Source organism: Paractinoplanes tereljensis (assembly GCF_016862435.1).
In the GTDB taxonomy this organism is placed as follows: Bacteria; Actinomycetota; Actinomycetes; order Mycobacteriales; family Micromonosporaceae; genus Actinoplanes; species Actinoplanes tereljensis.
In genome coordinates, this window is sequence record NZ_BOMY01000013.1 from 24,877 (window position 1) to 47,671 (window position 22,795).

The following is a 22,795-nucleotide window of genomic DNA, read 5'->3' on the forward strand; positions in this document are numbered from 1 at the left end:
ACTCGAAGGGACTCCCATGGCAGGCACCATTCCGATCGGGCTGGACATCGGCTCGTCCACGATCCGTGCCGTGGAGGTCCGCCGGTCCAAGGAGGGCTACACGCTGGTCAACTTCGGCCAGGTACCGCTCGCCCCGGGCACCGTCAGCGGCGGCGTGGTCCAGGACCCGTTCACCGTGACGGCCGCTCTCAAGGAGCTCTGGACCACCCACAAGTTCGGCACCAAGCACGTCAGCATCGGGGTGACCCACCCGCAGCTGGTGGTACGCGAGATGTCGGTGGCCAACCTGCCGGCCAAGGAGCTGCATCAGGCGCTGCCGTTCCAGGTCAAGGACGCGCTGCCGCTCGCCGTGGAGAAGGCGGTGCTGGACTTCTACCCGCTCGAGGAGCCGGGCAGCAACCCGACCGTCCGCGGCCTGCTCATCGCCACCCCCAAGGACGCGGTGCTGGCCGCGGTGGACGCGGCGCAGAAGGCCGGCCTGACCGTGGACGGGGTCGACCTGGCCACCTTCGCCCTGCTGCGGGCCGCCTCCCGGCTGGACACCCAGGTCGAGGCGATCGTCGACATCGGCGCCGACGTGACGAGCGTGGTGGTGCACGCCGACGGCGAGCCGCTGATCGTGCGGACCGTCCCGCGCGGTGGCCAGGAGATCACCGCCGCGATGGCCACCCGGCTCGGCATCTCCCAGCAGGAGGCCGAGATGGTCAAGTGCCGGTTCGGCCTGCACGGGGACGGCAACCCGGTCACCGTCGAGGCCGCCAGCGAGGCCGTCCGCCCGATCGCCAGCGAGCTGCGCAGCTCGTTCACCTACCTCGCCTCCGGGGAGCGGGCCAAGCAGGTCACCCGGCTCGCGCTCTGCGGTGGCAGCGCGCTGATGCCCGGCCTCGCCGAGCACCTCCAGCAGCAGCTGGGCATCACCGTGATGTACGCCGACAGCGCGAGCCGGCTGCGTAACACCCGCACCGGCCGCGAGAACGGTTTCGACAGCTTCGTACCGTCGGCCGCCGTGTCGATCGGACTGACCCTGGGAGCGGCAGCCTGATGAGTACCAGCACCACGGCCCTGATGCCGGTCGACCCCGCGGTCTCCCCCGAACAGGCCCTGCGGATCGTGCCGATCCGCGCCCGGCTGCTGCCCGACGAGGTCACCTCCGGGCGCAACGCCCGGCGCACCCGGCTGTTCCTGATCGGCGCGATCGTTCTCGTGGTCCTCGTGATGGGTGGCTGGTACCTGCTGGCCGACAAGGAACGCGACCTCGCCGCGAACGACCTCGCCTCGGTGACCGAGCAGGTCGACACCGCGCGCAAGGACACCCACGACTACGACGAGGTCACCAAGGTGATCACCGAGCAGGACGAGATCGTCGCCGACCTCAAGATCGCGCTCGCCCAGGATCTGCCCTGGTACACCCTGCTGGACGCGATGCGCAGCGCCGCCACCAAGAAGGGCGGCACGATCAGCAACCTGGTCGGCAACCTCGACACCGACACCACCACCAGCACCACGACCACCGGCACGATCGGCGAGCTGCAGATCGGCGGCTCGGCCAAGGACAAGGCCACCATCGCGAACGTGATCGAGGCGCTGGCCGGCGTGGACGGGGTCGAGGACGTCTACCTCACCGCCGCGACCAAGCAGGACGACACCTGGACCTTCACCGCTACCGCCGCCATCAGCAGCGACTACGTCTGCGGCCGGTTCAGCACGACGACCTGCGGGAGCAAATGATGGGTGCGCAACAGAGCAACCGGCTGTGGCTGCTGGGCGGCGTGGTGGCGATGGTCGTGATCGTGGCGGCCACCTTCCTGCTGGCCATCAAGCCGATCTACGCGGAGAAGTCCGACCTGCAGAGCCAGGCCGACGACCAGGACCTGCAACTTGTCGAACTGCGGCACGACCTCAACGACCTCAAGGCCAAGGACGCGAAGCTGGACACCTACAAGGCCCAGCTCACGACCAAGACCGCCGCACTGCCGAAGAAGTACGACCTGGCCGGCTACCTGCGCCTGCTGCAGACCTCGGAGTCCGCGGTGACGGTCAGCGTCGACTCGGTCGGGATCAGCGCCCCGGCGAAGATCAAGGGGTTGAGCACGGTGTACTCGGTGCCGATCACGCTGAACGCGAAGGGCACCGCGGTCAACGTCTCCAAGGTCCTCAAGCGGCTCCAGACCGTGCAGAGCCGGGCCGTGCTGATCACCTCGGTCTCGGTGAGCGGGACGGACTCCGATGCGAGCGCCGACATCGTGCTCAGCGCGTTCTGCCGGAACAGCGACGGGTGCAAGGTCGCTAGCTGACCCGCCAGACCGAGGTGTCACCGCGCAGCGTGGGGCAGATCAGGTAGTCACCGCCGACCTGGCAGCGGAACCAGGCCGCGTCGGTCACCGCACCGACCGTCCGCAGGTCGCCGGTGGCCGGGTCGGGCACGGTCACGAAGGTTCGGCTGCCGTCGCTGCGCAGGATCAGGTCGCCCAGCTGCCGACTCTGCCCGAGCGTGCGCAGCACCCGGCCGGTGCCGGCGTCCAGCAGCGCGGCCCGGGCGTCCTCCTGGTTGTCGTACGCGAACAGGCGTCGCCCGTCGTACCGGTAGGCGACGCCCCAGGCCGGCTGCTCCCAGCGCACCCCGCCGCCGGCCGGGTCGACCCCGGTCACCCACCGGGTGTCGGCCACGCACAGCACCGGGCCGCAGTCGGTGACCGTGCCGGTCGGCCCGCCCTCGGACCGCCACAGCTCGGCCAGCGGCCGCACCGAATAGGCCGCCAGGGACGCCCGCCCGAGCACCCGCCGGGACAGGTAGAGCTTGTCGCCGACCACGCTGACCGAGGTGAAGTTGGCCGGAACCGAGTGGTCGGCGGTGGTCCGCAGGGTCAGTTCGAGATTGCCGTCGGCGAGCACCGACCCGTCGGCGTAGGACAGCACCACCACCGAGCCGGTGGCGCCGACCGCGACGATCATCGAGGAGCGGCCCTCGTACATCTCGTCGGGGCCGAGGAAGCCGGCCGGGTCGACCTCGCGGCTCCAGAGCCGCCGGCCGGTCCGCGAGTCGTCCAGGGTCAGCCGGGCCACCTCGCCGAACCCGGTCTGGGTCAGCAGGCCGCCGCGGGACAGGGTGATCACCAGGGTGTCGGTGGCCGGCCGGGACCAGAGTTGCCGGCCGGTGCCGGCGTCCAGCGCGGTCAGCGAGTCGCCGTCGCCGTCGCCGGACGCCAGGACCAGCACCACCCCGGCGTCCTCGTCAACCCACAGGTTCTGCACGCTGACCTCGGACGACGTGGTCCAGACCCGGGTGCCGGCGGGCAGCGCGTACCGGCGTACCTCCTTGGGGGTGGCCAGGAAGAGTGACCCGGCACCCAGCTCGGCCGAGGTGACCGGCTCATCCACCGTCAGGACGGACGTCAGTCCGTGCCGGGCCGGCGCCGCGCCGCCCAGCGCGAGCAAGATCGCGACCAGGGCGACCAGGAGCAGGGCCGAACGCATCCGCGTCCGGGCCGACCCGGGGTCCGGCACCGGCAGCGGACGATCAAGATCGATGAGGGGTACGCCGGCCGCCATGGGTTCAGCATGCCCGGCGAGTACTCGCGTCGGCATCTGGTCACCGTGAGTACTCTGCCCGTATGTCTTATGCGGTCCCACCGACCCGCACCGCAGCCGTGGTCCGTCAGCTACGCAACGAGATCGTCACCGGCGAGCTGCCACCCGGCACGTTGATCAAGGACGCCGAGCTGGCGTCCCGGCTCGGTGTCAGCATCACACCCATTCGCGAGGCCATCGCCCAGCTCTCGGTCGAGGGCCTCATCGACATCGCCCCCAACCGCACCCGGCACGTCACCCGGGTGACGCAGAAGAACGCGCTCGAGCTGATCGACGTGATGAGCGTGCTCGCCTGCGCCGGGTTCGAGTGGGGGGTCGACAACCTCACCGACACCCATCTCGACCTGATGCGCCAGCGACAGAAGGAGTTCATCGAGGCGCTCCGGCTGGGCAACGTGCTCGCGGCCGGCGCGGCCGGCGCCGACTTCAGCACGATCGTGATCCTCGCCAGTGGCAACCGTGAGCTGCAGTCCATGGTGGATCTGGTGGTCGCGCGCACCATGCGGATCCTCGCGATGACCGCCGAGAGCGGCCTGTGGAACGTGTGGATCACGGGACACGACGAGATCATCGCGCTGCTCGAGGCCGGTGATCCGAAGGGCGCCCTGGCCCGGTACCGGCAGATCTACGTCGATTACCGGGACCGGGTCGAGCGGGAGCTCTTCGAGGATCAGTAAACCTATTTGTACGCAGCGAGGATGGCGGGGATCGCCTCGATCGCCGGGAGCCGGACGGCGAACCGGGTGATTCCCCACCTCCGCTCGACCTCGCGCAGCTTCGCGACGATCTCGTCGTGCGTGCCGGCGAAGACGAAGGGCGCGGCCACCAGGTCGGCTTCCTTCTCCTCCATCTCGGTCGCCCACTCCGCGTACGCCCGGCCGGCGTCGTCGGTGATCTCGAAGCGCTGCACCAGCGCCTCGGTCGGCGTGTCGCCGCAGAGCGCGACCTGCGTGTCGATCTGATCGCCGGCCCAGCGCGTCTCGTGGCTGTGCCCGTCGGCCAGGGTGCGGCCCAGGCCGGACAGGCCGATCAGGTCGGCGTGGTCGGCCGCCCAGCGCAGCAACCGGCTGTTGGCCCCGCCGATCAGTAGCGGCACCGGTTCCTGCACCGGCCGCGGTTTGGTCAGACCGTCGCCGGCCAGGATCGCCCTGGTCCGCTCGGCGACCTCGATGCAGTGGTCGACCCGGCCGCGGACGTCCGGCCGCACCCTGCCGACCGCCGCCCACTCGGCCGGGGTGTGCCCGGCCCCGAGACCGAGCACGGCCCGGCCGCCGGAGACCACGTCGAGGGTGGCCACGTCGGTGGCGAGCAGGATCGGCTCGCGCACCCCGGCGTTCGACACGTACGAACCGAGGCGGATGCGGCTGGTGACAGCGGCGGCCGCGGCCAGCGCGACGAACGGGGCCGCGCACGAGCCCGGATGGTCGGCCACGTAGAGCGCGGCGAAGCCGATCTCCTCGGCCCGGCGGGCCAGGTCGATCCACTCCGCGGCGTCGGTCGGCTGCGCCTGCAGCGAGAAGGTCACCATCGCTCGATCCTCACCGATCCGGCCGGCCAAGCCCAGTTCTTCTGCCATGGGCAGACGTCGCTACCTGGATGCAACCGGAATCTCGTTCAGGGTCACCCCGCCGCGGACGATCAGGCCGGTCGCAGAGCCGGAAGAGGGAGCGCCTTATGAACCAGAACCTGATCCTGATAGCGGAGGACGACTCCGACGTCCGCGACATGCTCGCCTTCACGCTGGAATCGGCCGGTTACCGGACGGTGGCGGCGAAGGACGGCAACACCGCGGCCCGGATTCTCACCGTGGCCAAGCCGGTCGGCCTGATCACCGACGTCCGGATGCCGGCGCTCAACGGCATCGAGCTCTGCCAGCTCGCCCGCCGCAACCCGGCCAACCGGGACACCGCGATCTTGATGATCTCGTCGAACGCGCACGCCTACGACGTCGACGCCGGGCTCGGCGCGGGTGCGGACCGCTACCTGCCGAAACCGCTCTCGCCGAGGCTCCTGGTCTCCGAGCTGCAAGACCTGATCACCAACCGGCACCCGTCCATCCGCTAGAGGAGGTTCACCCAGATGATCATCACCGAGCCGCGTCCTGACGAGTTCATCCAGGCGCTCACCTCGCCGCCGTTCATGGCCCCGATCAGCTCCACGATCCTGATCGCGGACGATGATGACGACGTCCGCGACGTCATCGCCTTCAAACTCCAGGTGGCCGGTTTCCGGACGCTGAGCGCCGACAACGGGCAGTCCGCCCTGAACCTGGCGGTCGAGAGCCGTCCGCGCATGATCATCCTGGACGTGAGCATGCCGCAGATGGACGGCCTCAGCGTCTGCTACGAGCTGCACGCCCGGCCGGAGACCGCGCAGATCCCGGTGCTGATGATCAGTGGCAACAGCCGGCCGGCCGACGTCGACCGGGGCTTCGCCATCGGCGCCGACGACTACCTGCCGAAGCCGTTCAGCCAGGTCGAGATGCTGCGCCGAGTGAACTGGCTGCTCCTGGCCACCGCACAGCACTGACGTTGTTAAGGTCGCCGGTCCGTGCTGCCGAAGGGCATGACATGTCCGACACGTTGAGCCGATCGCTGCGGCGAACGCTCGGCTTCACCGTGCTCTACCTGGTCGCCACGATCGCCGGGCGACTCACGGTCATGGACGCCACGAACCTCAGCATGATCTGGCCGGCGGCCGGCATCCTGGCGGTCTGGTTCACCACCCAGCGGCGGTCCCGGTGGCGCTGGGTGGACGGGGTCGCACTGGCCGCCGTCACCTTGGTGGTCAACCTGGCCACCGGGGCGAGCGCCCGCAGCGCGATCGTGTTCGTGGTGGCCAACCTGGTGCAGGGTGTGGTCTTCGCCCGGCTGTTCGACCGCTGGCTGCCCGACCTGTGGACGCCCACCGGGCCGACCATGACCCGGCTCGCCGAGTTGTGGCGGTTCATCGCGGCCGCGGCGGCGAGCACGGTGGCCGGCGCCGGCCTCGGCACGCTGGGCATGTGGCTGATCAGCGGACATTTCTCGTACGAGTCGACGCTGGTCTGGCTCGCTCGCAACACGGTCAGCGTGCTGCTGATCGGCATCGGCGCCCGGCGGATCATCTGGATCTGGCAGAGCCGGCGGTCGCGCACCGGGCCCAGCTTCTGGTCGACGCTCGGCGCGCCCCGGCGCATCGAGTACATCACCCTGGTCGCCGTGTCGCTCCTGGTCTACGGGATGATCTTCGGCCTGGCCAACGGCCTGCCGCTGGCCTTCGCCGCGATCTCCCTGACCATCTGGGCCGGCCTGCGGATGCGCACCACCTTCGTGGTCCTGCACGACGTGGCCTTCGGCACCCTGGCCATCCTGTTCACGCTGCACGGCACCGGCCCGTTCGCCGAGATCACCTCGAACCCGATGCGCGCCCTCGTCGCCCAACTGTTCGTCGGCATGGTCGCCGTGGTCGGCCTGGCCCTGGCGCTCGGCCGGGACGAACGGGAGGCGCTGGTCGAGCAACTGCGCAAGTCCGAGCGGGCGGCCGTCGAGCAGGCCCGGACGATGACCACGATCATCGACTCGATGGCCGAAGGGCTCGGCGTCATCGACGAGGACGGCCGGCTGCGGGTACGCAACCCGGCCGCCACCCGGCTGCTCGGCGTCACCAAGACCGACGGCATGGTCGGGGACAACCGGTTCTACGGCCTGTTCCACCCTGACGGCACACCGCTCGCCGAGGACGACTTCGTCTACCGGCAGATCTTCGCGGGCCGCTACCGGGAGCCGATGGACCTGCTCATCCGCAACCCGGCCGTGCCCGACGGCCGGATCGTCCAGGTCACCGGCTCCGAGGTGGCCGCCTCCGCGGACGGCCGCCGGCAGGCCGTGATCGTCTTCCACGACGTCACCGCCGACCGCCGGCACCGCGACGAGCTCACCTCCTTCGCCGGGGTGGTGGCGCACGACCTGCTCAACCCGCTCACCACGATCGAGGGCTGGTCCGAGGCGCTCGCCGACGACCTGGGCGGGACCCAGGGCGACAACGTGGCCCGAATCCAGCGGGCCGCGACCCGGATGCGCAGCCTGATCAACGGGCTGCTGGCCTACACCACGGCCCGGGACGCGAGCCTGTCGCCGACCGCGGTCGACCTCAACGACATCGTCCGGGACATCGCGACCGGGCGACTCGACAACGCGGCCGGCATGTCCGCCCCGATGCCCCGGTTCGAGATCGACGACCTGGCTGTCGTCGACGCCGACCCGGTGCTCACCCGGCAGCTGCTGGAGAACCTGATCGGCAACGCGATCAAGTACACCGCGCCCGGCGTGGTGCCGCGGATCGCGGTGTCCTGCGAGCCGACCGGCGACGGGTTCGTCCGGGTCGCGGTGGACGACAACGGCATCGGCATCCCGGCCGGCCAGCACGACGCGATCTTCCAGAACTTCCACCGCGCCCACGCCGGCCAGGGCTACGCCGGCACCGGCCTGGGCCTGGCCATCTGCAAACGCATCGTAGAACGGCACGGCGGCACGATAAGCGTGGCCGGCAACGACCGCGGCGGCTCCCGCATGACCTTCACCTTGCCGGTGCTCGCCCGACGCGCATAGCACAAACGAAAACACCCGGACGTCTGTCCGGGTGTTTTTCTTGGGGTGGAGCTGAGGGGACTCGAACCCCTGACCCCCACACTGCCAGTGTGGTGCGCTACCAGCTGCGCCACAGCCCCTTGCCGTCCCCGGCTCAGCCGGGCACGGAGGAAATACTACACAACCTTCGGGGGTCAGTTCAGGAGGGGGTCGGGAGGGAAGTGGGCCACGGCGGCCAGAATGTCGCCCTGGCGGCGTAGGACCATGCCCCACAGGTCGTCCGGGCGGGCCATGAACGGGTCGCCGGGCAGGGCGTCCAGCAGGAACCACGAACCGGAGGCGATCTCCTCCTCCAGCTGACCCGCCGACCAGCCGGAGTAGCCCGCGAAGACCCGGATGCCGGCCACGCTGTCCCGGATGCGGTCGGGGTCGGCCGAGAGGTCGACCGTGCCGAGCGCGCCGGACACCTGGTGGAAGCCGGTCACCCGCTTCTTGACCTCGGGGCGGGTGCGGGCCAGGCAGATCGCGGACTCGGGCTGGACCGGGCCGCCCTCGAACAGGACCGCCGGCTCGCCGGCCAGGGAGCCCCAGTCGCCCAGGACGTCGGCCACCGGGACCTCGGTCGCCCGGTTCAGCACCACGCCGAGCGCGCCGCCGGCCTCGTGCGCCACGAGCAGGACGACCGTACGGTCGAAGTTCGGATCTTTCAGGGTCGGGGTCGCCACCAGCAAACGGCCGGTCATCGACTCCATCGACCGGCCTCCGATCCGCTGACCCTCGCTATGCACGGGCTACCCACAGCGCACGGGGGTCGTCTTCCACCAACGCCATGCCCAGCACATTAGCCCGTGATTCGGGGCCCCGATAAGGTCTGCCCATGAACGCTGCGGCGGAGATCGGTGTGATCGGCGGCTCGGGGCTTTACGCGCTCTTGGCGGATGCCGAGGAGTTCGAGGTGTCCACGCCCTACGGTCCACCCTCCGACCCCATCACGGTGGCGCAGGTGGGGGACCGAAGGGTCGCCTTTCTGCCGCGCCACGGACGCGATCACCGGTTCCCGCCGCACAAAATCCCCTACCGGGCGAATCTGTGGGCCCTTCGCGCGCTAGGAGTACGCCAGATCGTCGCCCCCTGCGCCGTCGGCGGACTGCGGCCGGAGCTGGGGCCGGGCACGTTCGTGGTGCCCGACCAGTTGATCGATCGGACCAGTGGCCGGGTGCAGACGTTCTACGACGAGGGCGCGGTGCACGTCTCCTTCGCCGACCCCTACTGCCCGGCCGGGCGGGCCGTGCTGCTCGAGGCGGCCCGGGACGTCGAGCCGGTGGACGGGGGCGCGATGGTCGTCGTCGAGGGGCCGAGGTTCTCGACCCGGGCCGAGTCGCGCTGGTTCACCTCGATCGGCGGGGCGATCGTCAACATGACCGGGCACCCGGAGGCCGTGCTGGCTCGCGAGCTGGCCCTCTGCTACACGACGATCGCGCTGGTCACCGACCTGGACGCGGGGGTCGAGGGCGATCACGGGGTGACTCAGGAGGAGGTGTTCTCGGTCTTCGCGGAGAACACCGAGCGTCTCCGGGGCGTACTCCTGGAGGCCGTCACCAGACTTCCGGCCGCGCGGGAATGCCCGTGCGGGAATGCTCTCGACGGCATCAAGCTTCCGTTCGCCCTGCCGTAAGGAGCAATCACTCGGCTCGACACCGTCCATTGAGAAGGTGCAGCCGTGTTAAACGATCGCACCTCGGCACGCGCTGTCGGCTTCACCGGTTCCGCCCTGATCGCCGTGGGCGGGTTCGGCGCGGGGGCGTTGCCGATTCCCTCGGTCGGCAACCACGCGCGGCTCGGCCTGGTCTGTGTCTACACCGGACTTCTGCTGCTCCTGCTCGCCTGGTGGTGGTACGGCCGGGTGGCCCGGGAGGAGTCGCACTGGCGCACCCTCGCGTTATGGGCCGCGCCGCTGCTGCTCGCGCCGCCGATGTTCAGCCGGGACGTCTACAGCTACCTCGCCCAGGGGCTGATGATCGATTCCGGGATGGATGTCTACCGGCACGGCCCGGCGATGCTCGGCGGGGTGGTCGCCGACCAGGTACCGGACATCTGGCAGCACACCCCCAGCCCGTACGGCCCGGTCTTCCTGCTCGTGGCGCAGGCGGTGGCCGGCCTGCTCAATGCCCACCTGCTGCTCGGGATCGTCGCGATGCGGCTGGTCGCGATCGCCGGGCTGGTCATGCTGGCCGCCTCGGTGCGGGTGCTGGCCGGCGCGGCGGGGGTGAGCCCGTCCGGCGCGATCTGGCTCGCCGTACTCAATCCCCTGGTTTTGATTCATTTGATCGCCGGCGCCCATAACGATGCCCTGATGGTGGGCCTGCTGGCGGCCGGCCTGGCGGCCGCGGTCCGGCACCGGCCGGTGGTCGGCACCCTGCTGGTGGTGGCCGCGGGCCTGGTCAAATGGCCGGCCCTGCTCGGCCTGGTGGCGCTGGCGGCGATCTGGGCGACGCGGTGGGCCTTGGTGAAGGTGGCCGCGATCGCGATAAGCGCGACGGTGGCGATCACGGCGGTGGCCGGCACCGGGTACGGCTGGATCAGCGCCCTCGCCACCCCGATCACCACCGAGAACTGGTCCCTGACCGGGCTGCTGGGCCGATGGACCGCGGGGACCCCGGTGGCCGAGATCTGGCGCTGGGCCGGCCTGCTCGCCATGGTGATCGTGGCCGGCGTGGTGTGGAGCTACCGGGCCCGGCTCGGCCCGGTCTACTGCCTGGGCATCGTGCTGACGGCGGTGGTGGTGTTCGGCCCGGCGATCCGGCCCTGGTACGTGGTGTGGGGCCTGGTCCCGCTGGCCGCGGCGGTCGGTGATCAGCGGGTGCGCCGGATTCTGGCCGGCTTCTGCGCGGTGATGGTGCTGGTGGTGCTGCCCGACGGGTTCGCCGCGGACGTCGACCGGGTGCGGTTGGCCGTACTCGGGGCGTTGATCGGGATTGCGGCCTTTGCCCTGTTCACCCTCCCGCAGACGGTGAAGGCCGCCCGATGAAGGCGGGCCGTATCGCGCTGGTGATCGGCGCGGCGATCGCGGTCGCCGTCTTCCTGGTCACCATCCCGACCTTCCGGCACTTCTTCGACCTGGGCGTCTATCGCGGCGCGGTCCGCTACTGGCTGTTCGACGGCGGCGACCTCTACCAATACCGCTACCAGGGCACCGAGTACGGCTTCACCTATCCGCCGTTCGCGGCTCTGACGATGAGCCCGCTGGCGCTCACGTCCTGGCCGGTCGCGGTGGCGGCCAGCCTGGTGCTGAACTCGGCCGCGGTGATCCTGCTGCTGCGCTGGTATTTCGTCCCGATCCTCCGCCGTTACCGGGTGCTGGACATCTGGACCCCGTGCGCGCTGATGTTCCTGGGATTCCTGCTGTTCGAGCCGTCCCGCGACACGTTCAGTTACGGCCAGGTCAATCTGTTGCTGCTGGTGCTGGTCTGCAGCGATCTGCGCAACAAGCGGTTCGCCGGGGTCGGCATCGGGCTGGCCGCGGCGATCAAACTGACCCCCGCGGTCTTCATCGGCTACCTCATCCTGGCCCGCCGCTACCGGGAGGCGGCGACCGCAACGATCACCGCCGCGATCGCGACGGTTCTGGCCATGCTGGTGGCCCCGGACGCGTCCCGCGAGTTCTGGACCGACGCGGTCTGGGACACCAACCGGGTCGGCCATTTCTACCAAGTCTCCAACCAGTCTCTGCGCGGCGTGCTGGCCCGCCTGGACGCGCCGGGGATGTGGTGGTTGGTGGCGGTGGTGTTGGTTGTCGCGTACTGGTCCTGGTGGGTACGTACACGCCGGCCCGATCTGACGACCGGCTTCGCGGTCACCGGCGTGGTCGCCTGCCTGATCAGTCCGATCAGCTGGGTGCATCACCTGGTGTGGCTGATCCCCGGCGTGTTCCTGCTGCTCGACCGGGCGGTACGCGCGCCGACGATGGAACGGCGGCGCGGTCTCGCCGTACTCTTCGCGGGTTTTGCGGTGATGAGCAGCAGCATCGTCTGGCTCTGGTGGGCCCAGCCGCACGGCTGGGCCGCCTTCCCCGGCAGCAATACCTACGTGTGGCTGAGCATCGCGATTCTCCTCGCGCTGACCGTCACGTCCGAACCCGCGCTCACGGGATCCCGGGTGCCGCCGATAGGTCTAAGGAGTGAAACGGCTCCTGGGCAGAAGGCGGTGTGAGTGCGCTGGGTTAAAGCGGTCCTCGTGACCATTACGGTGCTTGCCGCCCTCGCTGGGGCGGGTTTCGGGGCTTCTGTCCTTTATGCCCAGCATGTCGCCGGCCAGGTCGGCCGGGACGACATGCTCGGACAAGCCTCCGCGCTCCCGCAGATCACCAAGGGCTCGGAGTACGTGGTGGTCACCGGTCCGTCCACGGTAGCCAGCGCGCCGGCCGTTATAGGGGGCGGGGAAAACTTCCTCGTCCTCGGCGTGGACACCCGGGCCGGCTGGACCCAGGGGCAGTCCCGTAGCGACACGATCATGCTGGTGCACGTCGCCGCCAACCGGCGGCACGCCAGCATCGTGTCGTTCCCACGCGACTCGTACGTCTACATCCCGCCGGTAGCCGGCCGCTGGGCCGGCGGCAAAACCAAGATCAATGCGGCGTACGCCTGGGGTGGCGCACCCTTGGTCGTGCAGGTCGTCAGCCACCTGGCCGGGGTCAACATCGACCACGTGGTCCGGGTCGACTTCACCGCGGTCCGGAAGATCACCGACATCGTCGGCGGGGTCGACGTGACCGTGCGCAAGACGGTCCGGGACGGCCGCACCGGCCACACGTTCAAGGCCGGCGTGAACCACCTGGACGGCAAAAAGGCCGAGATCTACGTACGCCAGCGGTACGGCCTGGCCGACGGCGACTTCGACCGGGTCAGGCGCCAGCAGCAGTACCTGCACGCGCTGACCGGCAAGGTGCTGTCGATGGGCGTCCTCACCAACCCCATGCGCCTCAACGAGCTGCTGTCCGAGGCGGCCAAGTCGCTGGTCGTCGACCAGGGCCTGGACCTGGGCCGCACCGTCCGCGAGCTGTCCGGCCTGCGCCAGGACGACCTCGGCTTCACCACGATCCCGTCGACCGGCTTCGTGCACACCACCGCCGGCACCGCCAACCGGCTGGACACTCCGGGCTGCCGCGCCCTGTTCCTGGCGCTGCGCACCGACACGATGCCCGATTACTTCCGCACCCACCGGGGCTACCGGGCGGTCACCGGCGCCTGACATGGTGGCCGGATGAGCGACCCCGACGAACTACGCCTGCGACAGCGGGCCGCCGCCGGCGATCAGGACGCCCTCGACGACCTGATCGCCCTGGCGGTGGACCGGGAAGACCTGAACGAGCTGCGCCGCCTGGCCGACGCCGGCAGTTCCGACGCCATCGACCACCTGGTCGAGCTGGCCACCGACCGAGGCAACCTGAACGAACTCCGCCGCCTCTCCGACCGCGGCCACCAGGACGCCACCGACGCCCTGATCGAACAGGGCGAGCTGTCGGACCTGCGCCGCCTGGCCGCCGCCGGCAATTCCGACGCCGCTGCGGTCCTGGCCGAGTACACCTAGCCTTTCAGCGCTGGGGCGGAGTGCGACGCAGAGCGCGAACGTTGGCCTCGGGTGGGTCAGGGGTGGTGGCGGTGCGCATCCCGTTCAGGTAGCCGTCGGTTTCCCGGCGTTCGCCGAACTCGCTGGTCAGGTCGGTCAGGCGCTCGGTCAGGGCGTCCAGGTCGCGCTCGCGGTCGGCGGCGATCTCGGCGCGCAGGCCGGCCAGCAGGCCGTTCAACTCGCCGTCCGGGCCGAGTGGCTGCTGGTGCAGGCGGATCTGGCGGAGGATCTGGTCGCGGGCGAACACCACCAGGACGGCCAGCCAGGAGAGCACGAAGAGACCGGTGACGACCGAGAAGACAGCGAGCGGGCGCAGGTTGGGCGGCGGCGGGGGCAGGCCGTTCGGGCCGGGCGCGGGCGTCTGCCCGGACGGCATCGAGGTCAGCAGGGTGACGACCAGCGCGCCGGTGGCCGCGGTGGCGATAATGACCGCGACCACGAGCAGTTTGCTGACCTGAAGCTGGAATCCCCGCTCAGTCATGGCTTGCAGGCTAGTGACCCCGGGCGGCCAGCGCGACCGCCGGGCTGTGACACTCTGCGTTCAGCCGGGTATATGTCACCCGGACTTGCGACGGCGCAGCAACCTCCGATAGGGATCGACCATCCGATCGAGGACCGTCTCCAGCGCGTCGCGGTCGGCGCGCGGGATCGGTGAGTCGTCGGCGAGCAGCCGGCCCAGCTCGTGCACCAGCGGATGGGTGGCCGGCGCGGCCGGCACCGGGCCGCTCAACCGGTCGGGGTAAGCGGCCAGAACCAACTCGTTGATGCTGCGGCCGAGGACCGGCGCGATTCGCTCGATCGACGTGATGGTCGGCCGCTGTTCCTCGCTCAGCCAGCGCAGCACCACCGACGGGTCGGTGCCGACGGCCCGCGCGAAGTGGGTCGGCGTCGGGAAACGGGCGGCGAGGATCGCTTCCTTCAGGTAGACGCCGAATCCGGTGGCGGGCCGCGGTGCTGCCATCGGCACAGCATAGGCCCGCCCGGAGCAGCGTCCAGTCCACAAATAGGACACCGCCGGGGGACTCTCGGCCCATTGGTTCCGGCAGTGCCCGCTGCTACTGTCGTTGTCTCGATAACCAATGACCCCGGGTGTGAGAGGTCGTGGCAAACGTGGTTCGCACGATGATTCTGGCAAGCATCGTCGTGTGCGCCACGGCGTGGCTCGTGATGCGGCACTTCCGCTCACGCCAGCGCCACCCGGCACCGGCGGCACCGGGTGTTTCCGTGGCGGCGGAAGCACCCGGTGCGGTTATCACCGTCGGAGCGCCGAGCGCACCGACGCGGCGTCGTCACGACAACAGCGGCTTTTCGCATTTCTCCGCGAACCACCGCGGTTACCGACAAATGCCCCGGCGGCTGGAACTCAAGAAGCGCCCACCCGTTGTTGACTGATCGTTCCTAAACTCGCTACCGTCGCCATGTGGGCAGACCAAGGGCTTTCGACGAAGCCACGGCGGTCGCCTCGGCGGCGGCCCTGTTCGCTTCCCGGGCGTACGACGGAATCTCCGTCGACGACCTCGTAAATCACCTGGGCGTGCACCGGAACAGCCTGTATCAGACGTTCGGCAGCAAGCGCGGCCTCTACTTGAGAGCGCTGCGCTGGCACCTGGACGAGCAGGTCCGCCCGGCGCTGAGGCGAAACGCCACGTTCGACAACGGCCTGGACTTCCTCCTGCTGGCCGCGACCGAACGCGCCCCCGCCGACCCCGAGGTGGCCACCGAGATCACGCGGATCCTGGCCGAGTTCGACGAGGCCCTGACCGCCCCGGCGACGTCCGCCCTGCTCGGCGACCACCTCCGAGCCCGTCTCTCCCGATAAGGACGAAACATGGCGCAGATAAAGATCGACGGCGACCAGTTGATCGTGGAGATCGAGGGCTGGGACAAGCTCTGGGCGCTGAAGAGCCGCCTGGAGATCCCATTGGCCAACGTCCGAGGAGCAACTGCCGACCCCGGCATAACCCAAGAGCCCAAGGGCGTACGCGCTCCGGGCGCCTACGTCCCCGGCGTGATCACGGCCGGCACCTTCCACATAAACGGTGAGCGAGTCTTCTGGGACGTCCACCACCCCGCCAACGCGGTAGTGATCCAGCTGGCCGACGAGCGCTACACCCGCCTGATCATCGAGGTCCCCAACCCCCGAGAAACAGTCGACCAGATAGAACAGGCCATCGCCCACACTTCCTAGGTCGACGCATTCGTCTCGGCCTCCGGCCCGTCCTGCGACGAGATCGCACTGGAGATCAACGCCTTCGCGACCGGCTCCGGCTCGATCACTTCCTCGGGCGACCTCAACTTGGGCGGCGCCGGCATCCACGGCTTGAGGTTCTGAATCACCTGACCATAGAAGTCGTGGTTCCGGTGGATGCGAGCTGCGTGACCAAGGCCTGAGTACGCGTGGCGGGCTCCGCGAGTTCGCGCCGGCTGAGCGCGGGCACAATCTCGGTGCCGAGCTGTCGCCCGAGTTTGAGGCCGGCGAAACGCACCAGCGCGTCGAACCGTCCGACGATCTCGGGAGCGGCGGCATCGGTTGCTCTGAGCGTGCCGGCCCCAACGGAATCCCGGACCGAAACCCACCGCGGCCCCATGTCACTGAACTCGAGCGCCCCCGACCTCGGGTGTTCGAGGTATCGGATCAGCTCGCCCAGGACCCAGGCCTGGTCGGGGTCGGCGACTCCGCGATATTCCTTTTGCATCACCGCCGCGGTCAGAACCTCTACAAGCCGTCCATTGGCGCTGGCCACGGCTCACTCGGATGAGGCCGTCCGGAAAGTACTTCCCGTCGCCGAGCTGGAAAGGCACCTCGATGAAGGTTTGCACCGAGCCCGCCGGCGCGCCGAGCGGTTGCGTCAGCGATCGGCCGAACTCCCGTACCGCGCTACGCCGGGGTGATGTGCTTCACATGTTGCTTTTCTGGTCAGGAGCCGATAACCGTCCGTATGAAATTGGCGGCCATCAACCGCTCCCTCGGTCGATGTCGGCGACCGTCCGATATGACCCGTCCCACATCGGCGCGGCGGCGTTTACCATTAGCGGCCGCGTAAGCCATGGTGTTGCGCGAGCATCATCGGCCCCCGACGAAGGGATGCTTAGTGAACCGGCCCTGGAGCCGCATTGGCATTCGTGCCGCCGCGATAGCCCTACTGGTGGCAGGCGTGGCAGGCGGTGCCTACCTGGGCCGGGACCACGAGCCGCAACGCCTCTCCGCCCAGGCCTCCCTGGACGTGGCGCAGGTCGACACCGACGACATGCAGTTGCTGAAGCAGCGCCAGCGCGACCACGTGGCGGCCCGGGCCTACCAGCGCCAGGCCGAGGGCGACGCCGCCGACAAGGCCGCGACCGAGGCCAAGACGGCCGCGACCAAGGCCCACGATCTCAACGTCAAGATGGCCGCCGCGAAAAAGGCCGAGGCCGACCGCAAGAAAGCCGAGGCCGGAGGCCCGGTCGCCTACACCGGCCCGATCCCGACGAGCTGCAACGAATACAGCGGAAGCCGAGCGATCGGTTGCGCCCTGACGCTCGACGCGGGCTTCGGCCTCGACCAGTTCCCGTGCCTGGACAAGCTCTTCAAAAAGGAGAGCGGCTGGAACTACCGGGCCGAGAACCGCAGCTCCGGCGCGTACGGAATCCCCCAGGCCCTGCCCGGCAAGAAGATGGCCTCAGCCGGCGCCGACTGGCAGACAAACCCGGCTACCCAGATCAAGTGGGGCCTCGGCTACATCAAGGGCCGCTACGACACCCCCTGCAAGGCCTGGGCCCACTCCGAAGCCGTCGGCTCGTACTGAGTCTCGTTCAGTTTTGAGCTTCGTTCAGTTAAGCTGAACAGCATGCAGGACCGAACAGCTGCTCTCGCCGATCATGTTCTGGGGGCGATCCAGACTCGCTTGCTGGAGTTCGGCATCGAGGTCGAGCGCGACGACGAGATCGTCACCCTGTCGCACGGGTCGGCCCGAGCCGAATACGCGGTCGAGGTCAAGGAACCGATGACGCTCAGCTCGCTGGCACATCGGGGCTCCTCGACGCCCTCCTACCCGCTGCTGATCGCCGGGCGGCACATCAGCCGGCGTAGCGCTGCCGCGTTCCGGGAGGCGGGCGTCCAGTTCGTGGACACGCTGGGGAATGCCTTCATCACGTTCGGGCCAGTGCATATCGAGGTGCAGGGTCGCACTGGGCCTACGGATGGCCCCACCACCGTCTCCACGTCCGGCCGACCTAGCAACCTCTTCAGTTCGGGCCGCTCGCAGGTCATCCTCGCCCTTCTCACCTGGCCGGAGTTGGTGGGCGGGAAGGTCCGGGAAATCGCGAAGGCCGCCGGAATCTCGGTTGGCCAGGCGCACGACGCCCTCGGCCGCCTTGCCGACACCGGTTACCTCGCTCCACCTTCGAACAGGTTGACCCGAGCCGACGAACTTCTCGACTACTGGACCGCCGCTTATCCGGCCGGTCTCGGCCGACGGCTCGACCTCGCCCACTACCACGGCGACCCCACGAAGCCTGTCACCAGCGAGGCACCCACCTACCTCAGCGGCGAATCCGCCGTCGGCGTCGACATCAGACGGCCGGCCACCCTGACCGTCTACGTCGACAGTGCTGATCCGAGGTTGGCGATTCTGAACAGGTGGAGCACGAGCCCCGACCGCAAGCCGAACGTTTTCGTCCGCCAGAAGTTCTGGACGTCGCCGCGTCCCGACGAGGACCAGAAGAACGCCCCCTGGCCACTTGTCTACGCCGACCTGGCCGCCACTGCCGACCCTCGCCTGGCCGAGGTGGCTAAGACTTGGAGGGTTCGCCGTGCTCGACCCGGCCAGGTCTGACCCCTCGCTGCTCCAACCGGTCGACATAGTTGTCACCGAACTCCTGGCGAAGGCGACGCTGCTGACGTCAAACGAAGTCATGGTCGTCGGCGCCAACTGCCGCGACCTGATCCAAAGCGCCCTGGGTCACGCGTTCGCGCTGCGCGCCACAGCCGATATCGATCTCGGTCTCGCCATTGCCAGTTGGGCCGCGTACGACGAATTGGCCGAGGCCCTCCCGCCCGCCGGAAACACCGGCATCCGGTTCTGGATCGCGAACACCTCAGCCGACCTCCTGCCGTTCGGCCCGGTGGAACGCCCACCGGGCACGGTAACTCCACCCGCCCGCCGAGAAGCAATCAACGTCTGGGGTTTCACCGAGGTTTTCGCAGCTTCCCTCGAACTCCCGCTCCCCCACGCCGGCACCATCCGCATCCCGACGGTCGCCGGCTATGCGGCCCTGAAACTGGCCGCGTGGCTGGATCGCAGCGCTTACGGCGAATACAAGGACGCTACTGACATCGCCACGGCCCTCTATTGGTACCTGCGATCACCGGACGTAGCGACGCAGCTCTACGAGACAGACCCTGGCCAGAACCTCTTGATAGAGGAGGGCTTGGACGACTCCGCCGCAGCGGCCCGTGCACTCGGCGAGGACATCGCTCGCACAGTTGGGCCCGTGCGCCTATCGGAAATCTTGGAACGCTGGGCATCGTCGCCGAAGAGCCTTCTCCACCATTACATGTCCGTGACCAACGCTTCCGACTGGCCGAGGTCCTCCGACCGTCGTCGAGAGTTGGTCGAAGCGATGGAACGCGGCTTGACACCGTCGACTCCCTGATCGACGTTGTTCAGCGATTTTGGGTTCGGGACACGACCGTTGAGCACTCCGGTGGCGCGGTCGGCTCGCCGGCGGATACCAGGTTCTGGTTGAGCTCGGTGCTGGTGGCGAGACGGGTAAAAGCCGGCCCGAGAACCAAGTCGATCGTGTCGTCGTGGCGGGCGGGGTCGAACTGCATGGAGACCTCACCCCGTACCTCGGCTTGCAAAAGGCTTGCCGCGCCGATCGCGGCCGGACCATAGACCAAGGTCGCCGCGCCCAAGGCGCGGTCGGCGGTAGCGCCGGCCGTTTCGGCCGGCACGGAAAATGAGCGCGTACGCAGCTCAGCCACCGCCGCATCGGCCACCCCAACCGCGGCCCCACCGTCGAGCACCCGAATCCGGACCGCGGCCGGGTTATCGGGCAACGCCAGCAGGCAGGGGTCGATCGCGGCACGCTGCTCGGCCGTTTGGGCAACGGTCGACCCGCCCAAGCTCCGGTCCACCGCGATCCCGCCCGCGGTCGCGATCACCGCACCCGCCACCAGCAGGGCGGCCGTCTGCCGACGCCCTCGGCGACGACCGCGTTCGCGTACGGCGGCGGCCGGCAGAACCCGCAGATTCTGTACGTCGGTTTCCAGTTCCCGCAGCAGTTCCTCAACGGGACGTGACATCGCTGATCTCCTGATCGTGTTCGTCGAGCAGTCGGGCGAGCGCGGTCCGCGCCCTCGAGAGTTGCGCCTTGACCGTTCCAGCCGGAATGCCGGTACTAGCCGCGATGTCGTTGACCGACATATCCAGCAGGTAGTGCAACGCAATGGCCTGCCGCTGCCCTTTCGGCAGCCGTTGCAAAGCGTCAACGATCGCTACGCGATCCGGCGAGGGGCTGCCAATCACTTCAACCGAAGGCCCCATCCGGGTACGGGCGGCAACCCACCGCCGCACCCCACGCCACCGATTGGCCATCAACCGCCAGGCGACCGTACGAACCCAGGCTTCCGGATCGTCGTACCCGCCGACTTTGGCCCAGTGCTGCCAGGCCCGGGCAAAGGCTTCCTGCGCGATGTCCTGAGCCTCGGCCCGATCACCACAGGCCGCATAGAGGTAAAGCACGACCCGCCGAACCGCCGCAACATAGAACGCATCGAAGTCGACCGTGTCGCCGCCCGCCATGTCCCCCGCTTCCAGTATTTGTTCGCACACTGGAGAACACACCGAACCCACCAGACCGGTTGCAAAAAACTTCAGCCGACCTCAGCCAGCGACCGCCCAACGACCCGAACCAGAACCAGCCCGCCGCGCCCGGCAATCGTTCCAAGTACGGATTCCGCGATCAGCCAGTTTGTTGATGGAACATCCACCAAGGCCCTCAGCGCCTGCCCGCGGAGGAAGCGCGCGAGGCCTGGGCCAAGCCGACAATCCCCGGCATTCGGCGTAGCATGCTGCCCGGAGTGCCTAGTAGTCATTAGGCAAGTTATCTCGAAGGGAGTGCCGCCAATGCTGCGTCGAAGGCGTACGCTGGAGCGTACGTTCAGCCGTACCGCCTGGGAGCCAGATATGAAGGTACTGACCATCACCGACGTCCGGAAGAACTTTGCCGCGGTGGTCGACTCTGTCATCGACGACGCCGAGGAATGCGTCATCCCCCGCGGCGGCGGCAAGGCAGTGGTCATGGTGTCGCTGGACGAGTGGAACGCCATGAACGAGACCCTGCACGTCCTGGGATCCGCTTCGAACGCCCGCCGGCTGCTCGAAAGCATCGCCCAGGCCGACGCCGGCCTGCTGGAAGAACACCCGATCGCCGCTCCTGATTCGCCATCGGCCCCGCCCGGCAAGGAGGCGGCGTGAGTCTGCGCATCGTCTTCACTCCGCACGCCTGGCAGGAGTACGACACCTGGCTCCGCCACGACACGAAGATGGCCCGGCGCATCAGCAAGCTGATCATCGACGTCCAGCGCGATCCACACGGAACTGGCCTGGGCAAGCCCGAACTCCTGAAGGGCCCCCTGGCCGGCTGGTCCTCCCGCCGCATCAACGACGAACATCGCCTGATCTACCGAGTTCGCGGCGACAATCTGGAGATAGCGGCCTGCCACGGCCACTACGAGGACAAATAGCTCCGCTGAACAAGACGATGCCCCGGCCGGTCGGCCGGGGCATCGTCGAGCTGGGCTCGGCGAGCGCGTCTATCGGGCGGTGCGCCAGTTGCCGGCTTTGCGGGCCTTGCGGATGAGGAGGTAGGCGGCGAGGCCGCCGACCAGGACCGCCCAGATGCTGGCCTCGGGGCCGAAAGTGCCGCCGTTGAAGAAGGCGGGGCCGTGCGGAGTGCCGGTGAGCAGACCGCCGACGGCGCTGTCGGAGCCGGAGACGGTCGCGCCGAAGATGCCGGACTCGGCGAAATTCCAGCCCAGGTGCAGGCCGATAGGCAGCCAGAGGCTGCGGGTCGCGGCGTACGCGGCGCCGGCCAGCAGGCCGCCCTCGATGGCGATCGACAGTGCACCCCAGACGGTGGCGTGCGGGTTGATCAGATGCAGGCCGCCGAAGACGACGCCCGAGACGATCAGCGCGACCAGGGTGCCCCAGCGCTCCTCGACGATCCGGAAGAGCACGCCACGAAAGGCCAGTTCCTCGATGGTGGCGACGCCGATCATCAGGCCGAAGCTGGCGACCATGTCCCCAACCGAGCCCCCGTGCAGCCGATAGCCGTTGCACATGAAGATCAGCGCGAGGGTGACCACGAACAGCCCGATGCCCAGCAAGGTCCCGCGAGTCAACTGCCGAGGCAGAGCCCCAAGGCTGATCTCAGAGGCACGTCGCCCCTCAAGCCAGGAGACAAGCTTCCCGTAGCCGAAGAGAGCGCCCCCCGCCACAGCCAGCCCAGCAACAACGCTCAAAACCGGGTTACTCCCGGCCGCCGCCGTAAGCAGCGGCGTGCAGACCGCCTCAACCACCAAAAACACAAAAAGCAAAAATCCAAGCCGAGCCCCAACCGACCGCAGCCAGCGAGGCGCCCCCGCCCGAACACCCAACCCAGATTCAACAGTCTCAACAGGCATCTTCGTCTCCCCACCAGCCGCGGAACCAACGAGAAGAACGCTATTGAGATAGACACCCGCAAAAATCCCCCCGCAGGAGACACTCCCAGGTCCCCCAAGCGAGGGACAAAGAGGAGGAACAAACAAGGAGAAATGAGGGGTAAGCGCACCCACCGCGCCCTAAGCGCACCCACCACGCCCTAAGCGCACCCACCACGCCCTAAGCGCACCCACCACGCCCTAAGCGCTAAGTGCAACCACCGCGCCCTAAGCGCAACCACCACGCTCTGAGCGCAACCACCGCATCGCGGGGCTTCCGGGGGCTCGGCCCCCGGAGTAGATATGACGAGGGGACCCGGCTCGCGCT

General features: G+C 68.8%; 30 protein-coding genes and 1 tRNA gene. 20 read left to right on the plus strand and 11 right to left on the minus strand.

Annotated features, from left to right (window positions below):
* Positions 1–16 precede the first annotated feature (16 nt).
* From pilM to Ate02nite_RS09305, 3 genes are read left to right on the plus strand one after another with little or no spacing between them, the layout of a single operon-like run.
* Positions 17–1,042 (plus strand): type IV pilus assembly protein PilM, encoded by a 1,026-nt coding sequence (gene pilM, locus Ate02nite_RS09295; protein ID WP_203802249.1) that lies wholly within the window; start codon positions 17–19, stop codon positions 1,040–1,042.
* Positions 1,042–1,728 (plus strand): hypothetical protein, encoded by a 687-nt coding sequence (locus Ate02nite_RS09300; protein WP_203802251.1) that lies wholly within the window; start codon positions 1,042–1,044, stop codon positions 1,726–1,728. Before pilM ends, Ate02nite_RS09300 begins: the two co-directional genes overlap by 1 nt.
* Positions 1,728–2,294 (plus strand): hypothetical protein, encoded by a 567-nt coding sequence (locus tag Ate02nite_RS09305; protein ID WP_203802253.1) that lies wholly within the window; start codon positions 1,728–1,730, stop codon positions 2,292–2,294. Before Ate02nite_RS09300 ends, Ate02nite_RS09305 begins: the two co-directional genes overlap by 1 nt.
* On the opposite strand, the gene Ate02nite_RS09310 is transcribed toward Ate02nite_RS09305, so the two are convergent.
* A complete protein-coding gene (locus Ate02nite_RS09310) occupies positions 2,287–3,585 on the minus strand; it encodes an outer membrane protein assembly factor BamB family protein (protein WP_203802254.1) in 1,299 nt (432 codons plus the stop codon). The genes Ate02nite_RS09305 and Ate02nite_RS09310 overlap by 8 nt on opposite strands.
* Before the next feature lie 26 nt (positions 3,586–3,611).
* On the opposite strand from Ate02nite_RS09310, the gene Ate02nite_RS09315 reads away from it, so the two are divergent.
* Complete coding sequence (locus Ate02nite_RS09315; RefSeq protein ID WP_203802256.1) at positions 3,612–4,265, plus strand: GntR family transcriptional regulator; 654 nt, start codon at positions 3,612–3,614, stop codon at positions 4,263–4,265.
* 2 nt (positions 4,266–4,267) lie between these two features.
* Here the strand turns inward: Ate02nite_RS09315 and Ate02nite_RS09320 are convergent, their stop codons facing one another.
* Positions 4,268–5,164 carry an LLM class flavin-dependent oxidoreductase gene (locus tag Ate02nite_RS09320; protein ID WP_239147257.1) on the minus strand — a complete coding sequence of 299 codons (897 nt, stop codon included), beginning with the start codon at positions 5,162–5,164 and terminating at the stop codon, positions 4,268–4,270.
* 98 nt (positions 5,165–5,262) lie between these two features.
* Here Ate02nite_RS09320 and Ate02nite_RS09325 point away from each other — a divergent pair, with 98 nt between their 5' ends.
* From Ate02nite_RS09325 to Ate02nite_RS09335, 3 genes are read left to right on the plus strand one after another with little or no spacing between them, the layout of a single operon-like run.
* Positions 5,263–5,652, plus strand: coding sequence for a response regulator (locus Ate02nite_RS09325; protein WP_203802259.1), 390 nt, complete (start codon positions 5,263–5,265; stop codon positions 5,650–5,652).
* Positions 5,653–5,667: 15 nt separating this feature from the next.
* Positions 5,668–6,117 carry a response regulator gene (locus Ate02nite_RS09330; protein WP_203802261.1) on the plus strand — a complete coding sequence of 150 codons (450 nt, stop codon included), beginning with the start codon at positions 5,668–5,670 and terminating at the stop codon, positions 6,115–6,117.
* Between the two features lie 41 nt (positions 6,118–6,158).
* Positions 6,159–8,177: a sensor histidine kinase gene (locus Ate02nite_RS09335; RefSeq protein ID WP_203802266.1), complete on the plus strand. Its 2,019-nt coding sequence runs from the start codon at positions 6,159–6,161 to the stop codon at positions 8,175–8,177.
* A gap of 46 nt (positions 8,178–8,223) precedes the next feature.
* Here the strand turns inward: Ate02nite_RS09335 and Ate02nite_RS09340 are convergent.
* Both Ate02nite_RS09340 and Ate02nite_RS09345 read right to left on the minus strand, forming a co-directional pair.
* Positions 8,224–8,296: transfer RNA gene (locus Ate02nite_RS09340), tRNA-Ala, on the minus strand.
* 54 nt (positions 8,297–8,350) lie between these two features.
* Positions 8,351–8,908 (minus strand): YqgE/AlgH family protein, encoded by a 558-nt coding sequence (locus tag Ate02nite_RS09345; RefSeq protein ID WP_203802269.1) that lies wholly within the window; start codon positions 8,906–8,908, stop codon positions 8,351–8,353.
* 125 nt (positions 8,909–9,033) lie between these two features.
* Here Ate02nite_RS09345 and Ate02nite_RS09350 point away from each other — a divergent pair, with 125 nt between their 5' ends.
* From Ate02nite_RS09350 to Ate02nite_RS09370, 5 genes are read left to right on the plus strand one after another with little or no spacing between them, the layout of a single operon-like run.
* On the plus strand, positions 9,034–9,831 hold the full coding sequence (locus Ate02nite_RS09350) for an S-methyl-5'-thioadenosine phosphorylase (RefSeq protein WP_203802271.1): 798 nt from the start codon (positions 9,034–9,036) through the stop codon (positions 9,829–9,831).
* Between the two features lie 45 nt (positions 9,832–9,876).
* Complete coding sequence (gene mptB / locus Ate02nite_RS09355) at positions 9,877–11,184, plus strand: polyprenol phosphomannose-dependent alpha 1,6 mannosyltransferase MptB (RefSeq protein ID WP_203802273.1); 1,308 nt, start codon at positions 9,877–9,879, stop codon at positions 11,182–11,184.
* On the plus strand, positions 11,181–12,365 hold the full coding sequence (locus Ate02nite_RS09360) for a glycosyltransferase 87 family protein (protein ID WP_203802280.1): 1,185 nt from the start codon (positions 11,181–11,183) through the stop codon (positions 12,363–12,365). Before mptB ends, Ate02nite_RS09360 begins: the two co-directional genes overlap by 4 nt.
* Before the next feature lie 24 nt (positions 12,366–12,389).
* On the plus strand, positions 12,390–13,403 hold the full coding sequence (locus Ate02nite_RS09365) for an LCP family protein (protein ID WP_239147258.1): 1,014 nt from the start codon (positions 12,390–12,392) through the stop codon (positions 13,401–13,403).
* A gap of 12 nt (positions 13,404–13,415) precedes the next feature.
* A complete protein-coding gene (locus Ate02nite_RS09370; RefSeq protein WP_203802286.1) occupies positions 13,416–13,742 on the plus strand; it encodes a hypothetical protein in 327 nt (108 codons plus the stop codon).
* A gap of 4 nt (positions 13,743–13,746) precedes the next feature.
* On the opposite strand, the gene Ate02nite_RS09375 is transcribed toward Ate02nite_RS09370, so the two are convergent.
* Both Ate02nite_RS09375 and Ate02nite_RS09380 read right to left on the minus strand, forming a co-directional pair.
* Complete coding sequence (locus tag Ate02nite_RS09375) at positions 13,747–14,262, minus strand: hypothetical protein (protein WP_203802288.1); 516 nt, start codon at positions 14,260–14,262, stop codon at positions 13,747–13,749.
* A gap of 75 nt (positions 14,263–14,337) precedes the next feature.
* Positions 14,338–14,742, minus strand: coding sequence for a helix-turn-helix domain-containing protein (locus Ate02nite_RS09380; protein WP_203802290.1), 405 nt, complete (start codon positions 14,740–14,742; stop codon positions 14,338–14,340).
* Between the two features lie 140 nt (positions 14,743–14,882).
* Here Ate02nite_RS09380 and Ate02nite_RS09385 point away from each other — a divergent pair, with 140 nt between their 5' ends.
* From Ate02nite_RS09385 to Ate02nite_RS09395, 3 genes are read left to right on the plus strand one after another with little or no spacing between them, the layout of a single operon-like run.
* Entirely contained in the window at positions 14,883–15,173 is a 291-nt protein-coding gene (locus tag Ate02nite_RS09385; RefSeq protein WP_203802292.1) for a hypothetical protein, read from the plus strand.
* 28 nt (positions 15,174–15,201) lie between these two features.
* Positions 15,202–15,600: a TetR/AcrR family transcriptional regulator gene (locus tag Ate02nite_RS09390; protein WP_203802294.1), complete on the plus strand. Its 399-nt coding sequence runs from the start codon at positions 15,202–15,204 to the stop codon at positions 15,598–15,600.
* Positions 15,601–15,609: 9 nt separating this feature from the next.
* Complete coding sequence (locus Ate02nite_RS09395; protein ID WP_203802296.1) at positions 15,610–15,969, plus strand: hypothetical protein; 360 nt, start codon at positions 15,610–15,612, stop codon at positions 15,967–15,969.
* On the opposite strand, the gene Ate02nite_RS48660 is transcribed toward Ate02nite_RS09395, so the two are convergent.
* Positions 15,966–16,118: a hypothetical protein gene (locus Ate02nite_RS48660; RefSeq protein ID WP_239147259.1), complete on the minus strand. Its 153-nt coding sequence runs from the start codon at positions 16,116–16,118 to the stop codon at positions 15,966–15,968. The two genes, Ate02nite_RS09395 and Ate02nite_RS48660, sit on opposite strands and share 4 nt — an antisense overlap.
* The gene (locus tag Ate02nite_RS48665) at positions 16,115–16,525 is read right to left on the minus strand and encodes a hypothetical protein (RefSeq protein WP_239147260.1); all 411 of its coding nucleotides are present in this window, start codon (positions 16,523–16,525) and stop codon (positions 16,115–16,117) included. Before Ate02nite_RS48665 ends, Ate02nite_RS48660 begins: the two co-directional genes overlap by 4 nt.
* Before the next feature lie 348 nt (positions 16,526–16,873).
* Between Ate02nite_RS48665 and Ate02nite_RS09405 the strand changes: the two genes are divergently transcribed.
* From Ate02nite_RS09405 to Ate02nite_RS09415, 3 genes are read left to right on the plus strand one after another with little or no spacing between them, the layout of a single operon-like run.
* Positions 16,874–17,566 (plus strand): aggregation-promoting factor C-terminal-like domain-containing protein, encoded by a 693-nt coding sequence (locus Ate02nite_RS09405; RefSeq protein ID WP_203802298.1) that lies wholly within the window; start codon positions 16,874–16,876, stop codon positions 17,564–17,566.
* 42 nt (positions 17,567–17,608) lie between these two features.
* Positions 17,609–18,595, plus strand: a complete 987-nt coding sequence (locus tag Ate02nite_RS09410) for a type IV toxin-antitoxin system AbiEi family antitoxin (RefSeq protein ID WP_239147261.1) — start codon at positions 17,609–17,611, stop codon at positions 18,593–18,595.
* A complete protein-coding gene (locus tag Ate02nite_RS09415) occupies positions 18,573–19,415 on the plus strand; it encodes a hypothetical protein (RefSeq protein ID WP_203802301.1) in 843 nt (280 codons plus the stop codon). The genes Ate02nite_RS09410 and Ate02nite_RS09415 overlap by 23 nt, the downstream gene beginning before the upstream one ends.
* A 10-nt stretch (positions 19,416–19,425) precedes the next feature.
* Here the strand turns inward: Ate02nite_RS09415 and Ate02nite_RS09420 are convergent, their stop codons facing one another.
* Entirely contained in the window at positions 19,426–20,067 is a 642-nt protein-coding gene (locus tag Ate02nite_RS09420; RefSeq protein WP_203802304.1) for a LytR C-terminal domain-containing protein, read from the minus strand.
* Positions 20,051–20,566: an RNA polymerase sigma factor gene (locus tag Ate02nite_RS09425; protein ID WP_203802306.1), complete on the minus strand. Its 516-nt coding sequence runs from the start codon at positions 20,564–20,566 to the stop codon at positions 20,051–20,053. The genes Ate02nite_RS09420 and Ate02nite_RS09425 overlap by 17 nt, the downstream gene beginning before the upstream one ends.
* A gap of 384 nt (positions 20,567–20,950) precedes the next feature.
* Between Ate02nite_RS09425 and Ate02nite_RS09430 the strand changes: the two genes are divergently transcribed.
* Together Ate02nite_RS09430 and Ate02nite_RS09435 are read left to right on the plus strand one after the other, a co-directional pair.
* Positions 20,951–21,241: a type II toxin-antitoxin system Phd/YefM family antitoxin gene (locus tag Ate02nite_RS09430; protein ID WP_203802309.1), complete on the plus strand. Its 291-nt coding sequence runs from the start codon at positions 20,951–20,953 to the stop codon at positions 21,239–21,241.
* A complete protein-coding gene (locus tag Ate02nite_RS09435) occupies positions 21,238–21,510 on the plus strand; it encodes a Txe/YoeB family addiction module toxin (RefSeq protein WP_239147262.1) in 273 nt (90 codons plus the stop codon). The genes Ate02nite_RS09430 and Ate02nite_RS09435 overlap by 4 nt, the downstream gene beginning before the upstream one ends.
* A 69-nt stretch (positions 21,511–21,579) precedes the next feature.
* Here Ate02nite_RS09435 and Ate02nite_RS09440 read toward each other — a convergent pair whose 3' ends face one another.
* A complete protein-coding gene (locus Ate02nite_RS09440; protein ID WP_203802312.1) occupies positions 21,580–22,167 on the minus strand; it encodes a CPBP family intramembrane glutamic endopeptidase in 588 nt (195 codons plus the stop codon).
* Between the last annotated feature and the right edge of the window lie 628 nt (positions 22,168–22,795).

What these genes read in the sequence shown, in the direction of transcription:
- Ate02nite_RS09330 (WP_203802261.1), top strand. Translation starts at nt 5,668, where the DNA reads ATGATCATCACCGAGCCGCGTCCTGACGAGTTCATCCAGGCGCTCACC.
- pilM (WP_203802249.1), top strand. Translation starts at nt 17, where the DNA reads ATGGCAGGCACCATTCCGATCGGGCTGGACATCGGCTCGTCCACGATC.
- Ate02nite_RS09410 (WP_239147261.1), top strand. Translation starts at nt 17,609, where the DNA reads ATGCAGGACCGAACAGCTGCTCTCGCCGATCATGTTCTGGGGGCGATC.
- Ate02nite_RS09395 (WP_203802296.1), top strand. Translation starts at nt 15,610, where the DNA reads ATGGCGCAGATAAAGATCGACGGCGACCAGTTGATCGTGGAGATCGAG.
- Ate02nite_RS09425 (WP_203802306.1), bottom strand. Translation starts at nt 20,566, where the DNA reads ATGGCGGGCGGCGACACGGTCGACTTCGATGCGTTCTATGTTGCGGCG.
- Ate02nite_RS09345 (WP_203802269.1), bottom strand. Translation starts at nt 8,908, where the DNA reads ATGGAGTCGATGACCGGCCGTTTGCTGGTGGCGACCCCGACCCTGAAA.
- Ate02nite_RS09350 (WP_203802271.1), top strand. Translation starts at nt 9,034, where the DNA reads ATGAACGCTGCGGCGGAGATCGGTGTGATCGGCGGCTCGGGGCTTTAC.
- Ate02nite_RS09360 (WP_203802280.1), top strand. Translation starts at nt 11,181, where the DNA reads ATGAAGGCGGGCCGTATCGCGCTGGTGATCGGCGCGGCGATCGCGGTC.
- Ate02nite_RS09325 (WP_203802259.1), top strand. Translation starts at nt 5,263, where the DNA reads ATGAACCAGAACCTGATCCTGATAGCGGAGGACGACTCCGACGTCCGC.
- Ate02nite_RS09370 (WP_203802286.1), top strand. Translation starts at nt 13,416, where the DNA reads ATGAGCGACCCCGACGAACTACGCCTGCGACAGCGGGCCGCCGCCGGC.
- Ate02nite_RS09315 (WP_203802256.1), top strand. Translation starts at nt 3,612, where the DNA reads ATGTCTTATGCGGTCCCACCGACCCGCACCGCAGCCGTGGTCCGTCAG.
- Ate02nite_RS09320 (WP_239147257.1), bottom strand. Translation starts at nt 5,164, where the DNA reads ATGGCAGAAGAACTGGGCTTGGCCGGCCGGATCGGTGAGGATCGAGCG.
- Ate02nite_RS09380 (WP_203802290.1), bottom strand. Translation starts at nt 14,742, where the DNA reads ATGGCAGCACCGCGGCCCGCCACCGGATTCGGCGTCTACCTGAAGGAA.
- Ate02nite_RS09300 (WP_203802251.1), top strand. Translation starts at nt 1,042, where the DNA reads ATGAGTACCAGCACCACGGCCCTGATGCCGGTCGACCCCGCGGTCTCC.
- Ate02nite_RS09420 (WP_203802304.1), bottom strand. Translation starts at nt 20,067, where the DNA reads ATGTCACGTCCCGTTGAGGAACTGCTGCGGGAACTGGAAACCGACGTA.
- Ate02nite_RS09305 (WP_203802253.1), top strand. Translation starts at nt 1,728, where the DNA reads ATGGGTGCGCAACAGAGCAACCGGCTGTGGCTGCTGGGCGGCGTGGTG.
- Ate02nite_RS09335 (WP_203802266.1), top strand. Translation starts at nt 6,159, where the DNA reads ATGTCCGACACGTTGAGCCGATCGCTGCGGCGAACGCTCGGCTTCACC.
- Ate02nite_RS09430 (WP_203802309.1), top strand. Translation starts at nt 20,951, where the DNA reads ATGAAGGTACTGACCATCACCGACGTCCGGAAGAACTTTGCCGCGGTG.
- Ate02nite_RS09310 (WP_203802254.1), bottom strand. Translation starts at nt 3,585, where the DNA reads ATGCCGACGCGAGTACTCGCCGGGCATGCTGAACCCATGGCGGCCGGC.
- Ate02nite_RS09375 (WP_203802288.1), bottom strand. Translation starts at nt 14,262, where the DNA reads ATGACTGAGCGGGGATTCCAGCTTCAGGTCAGCAAACTGCTCGTGGTC.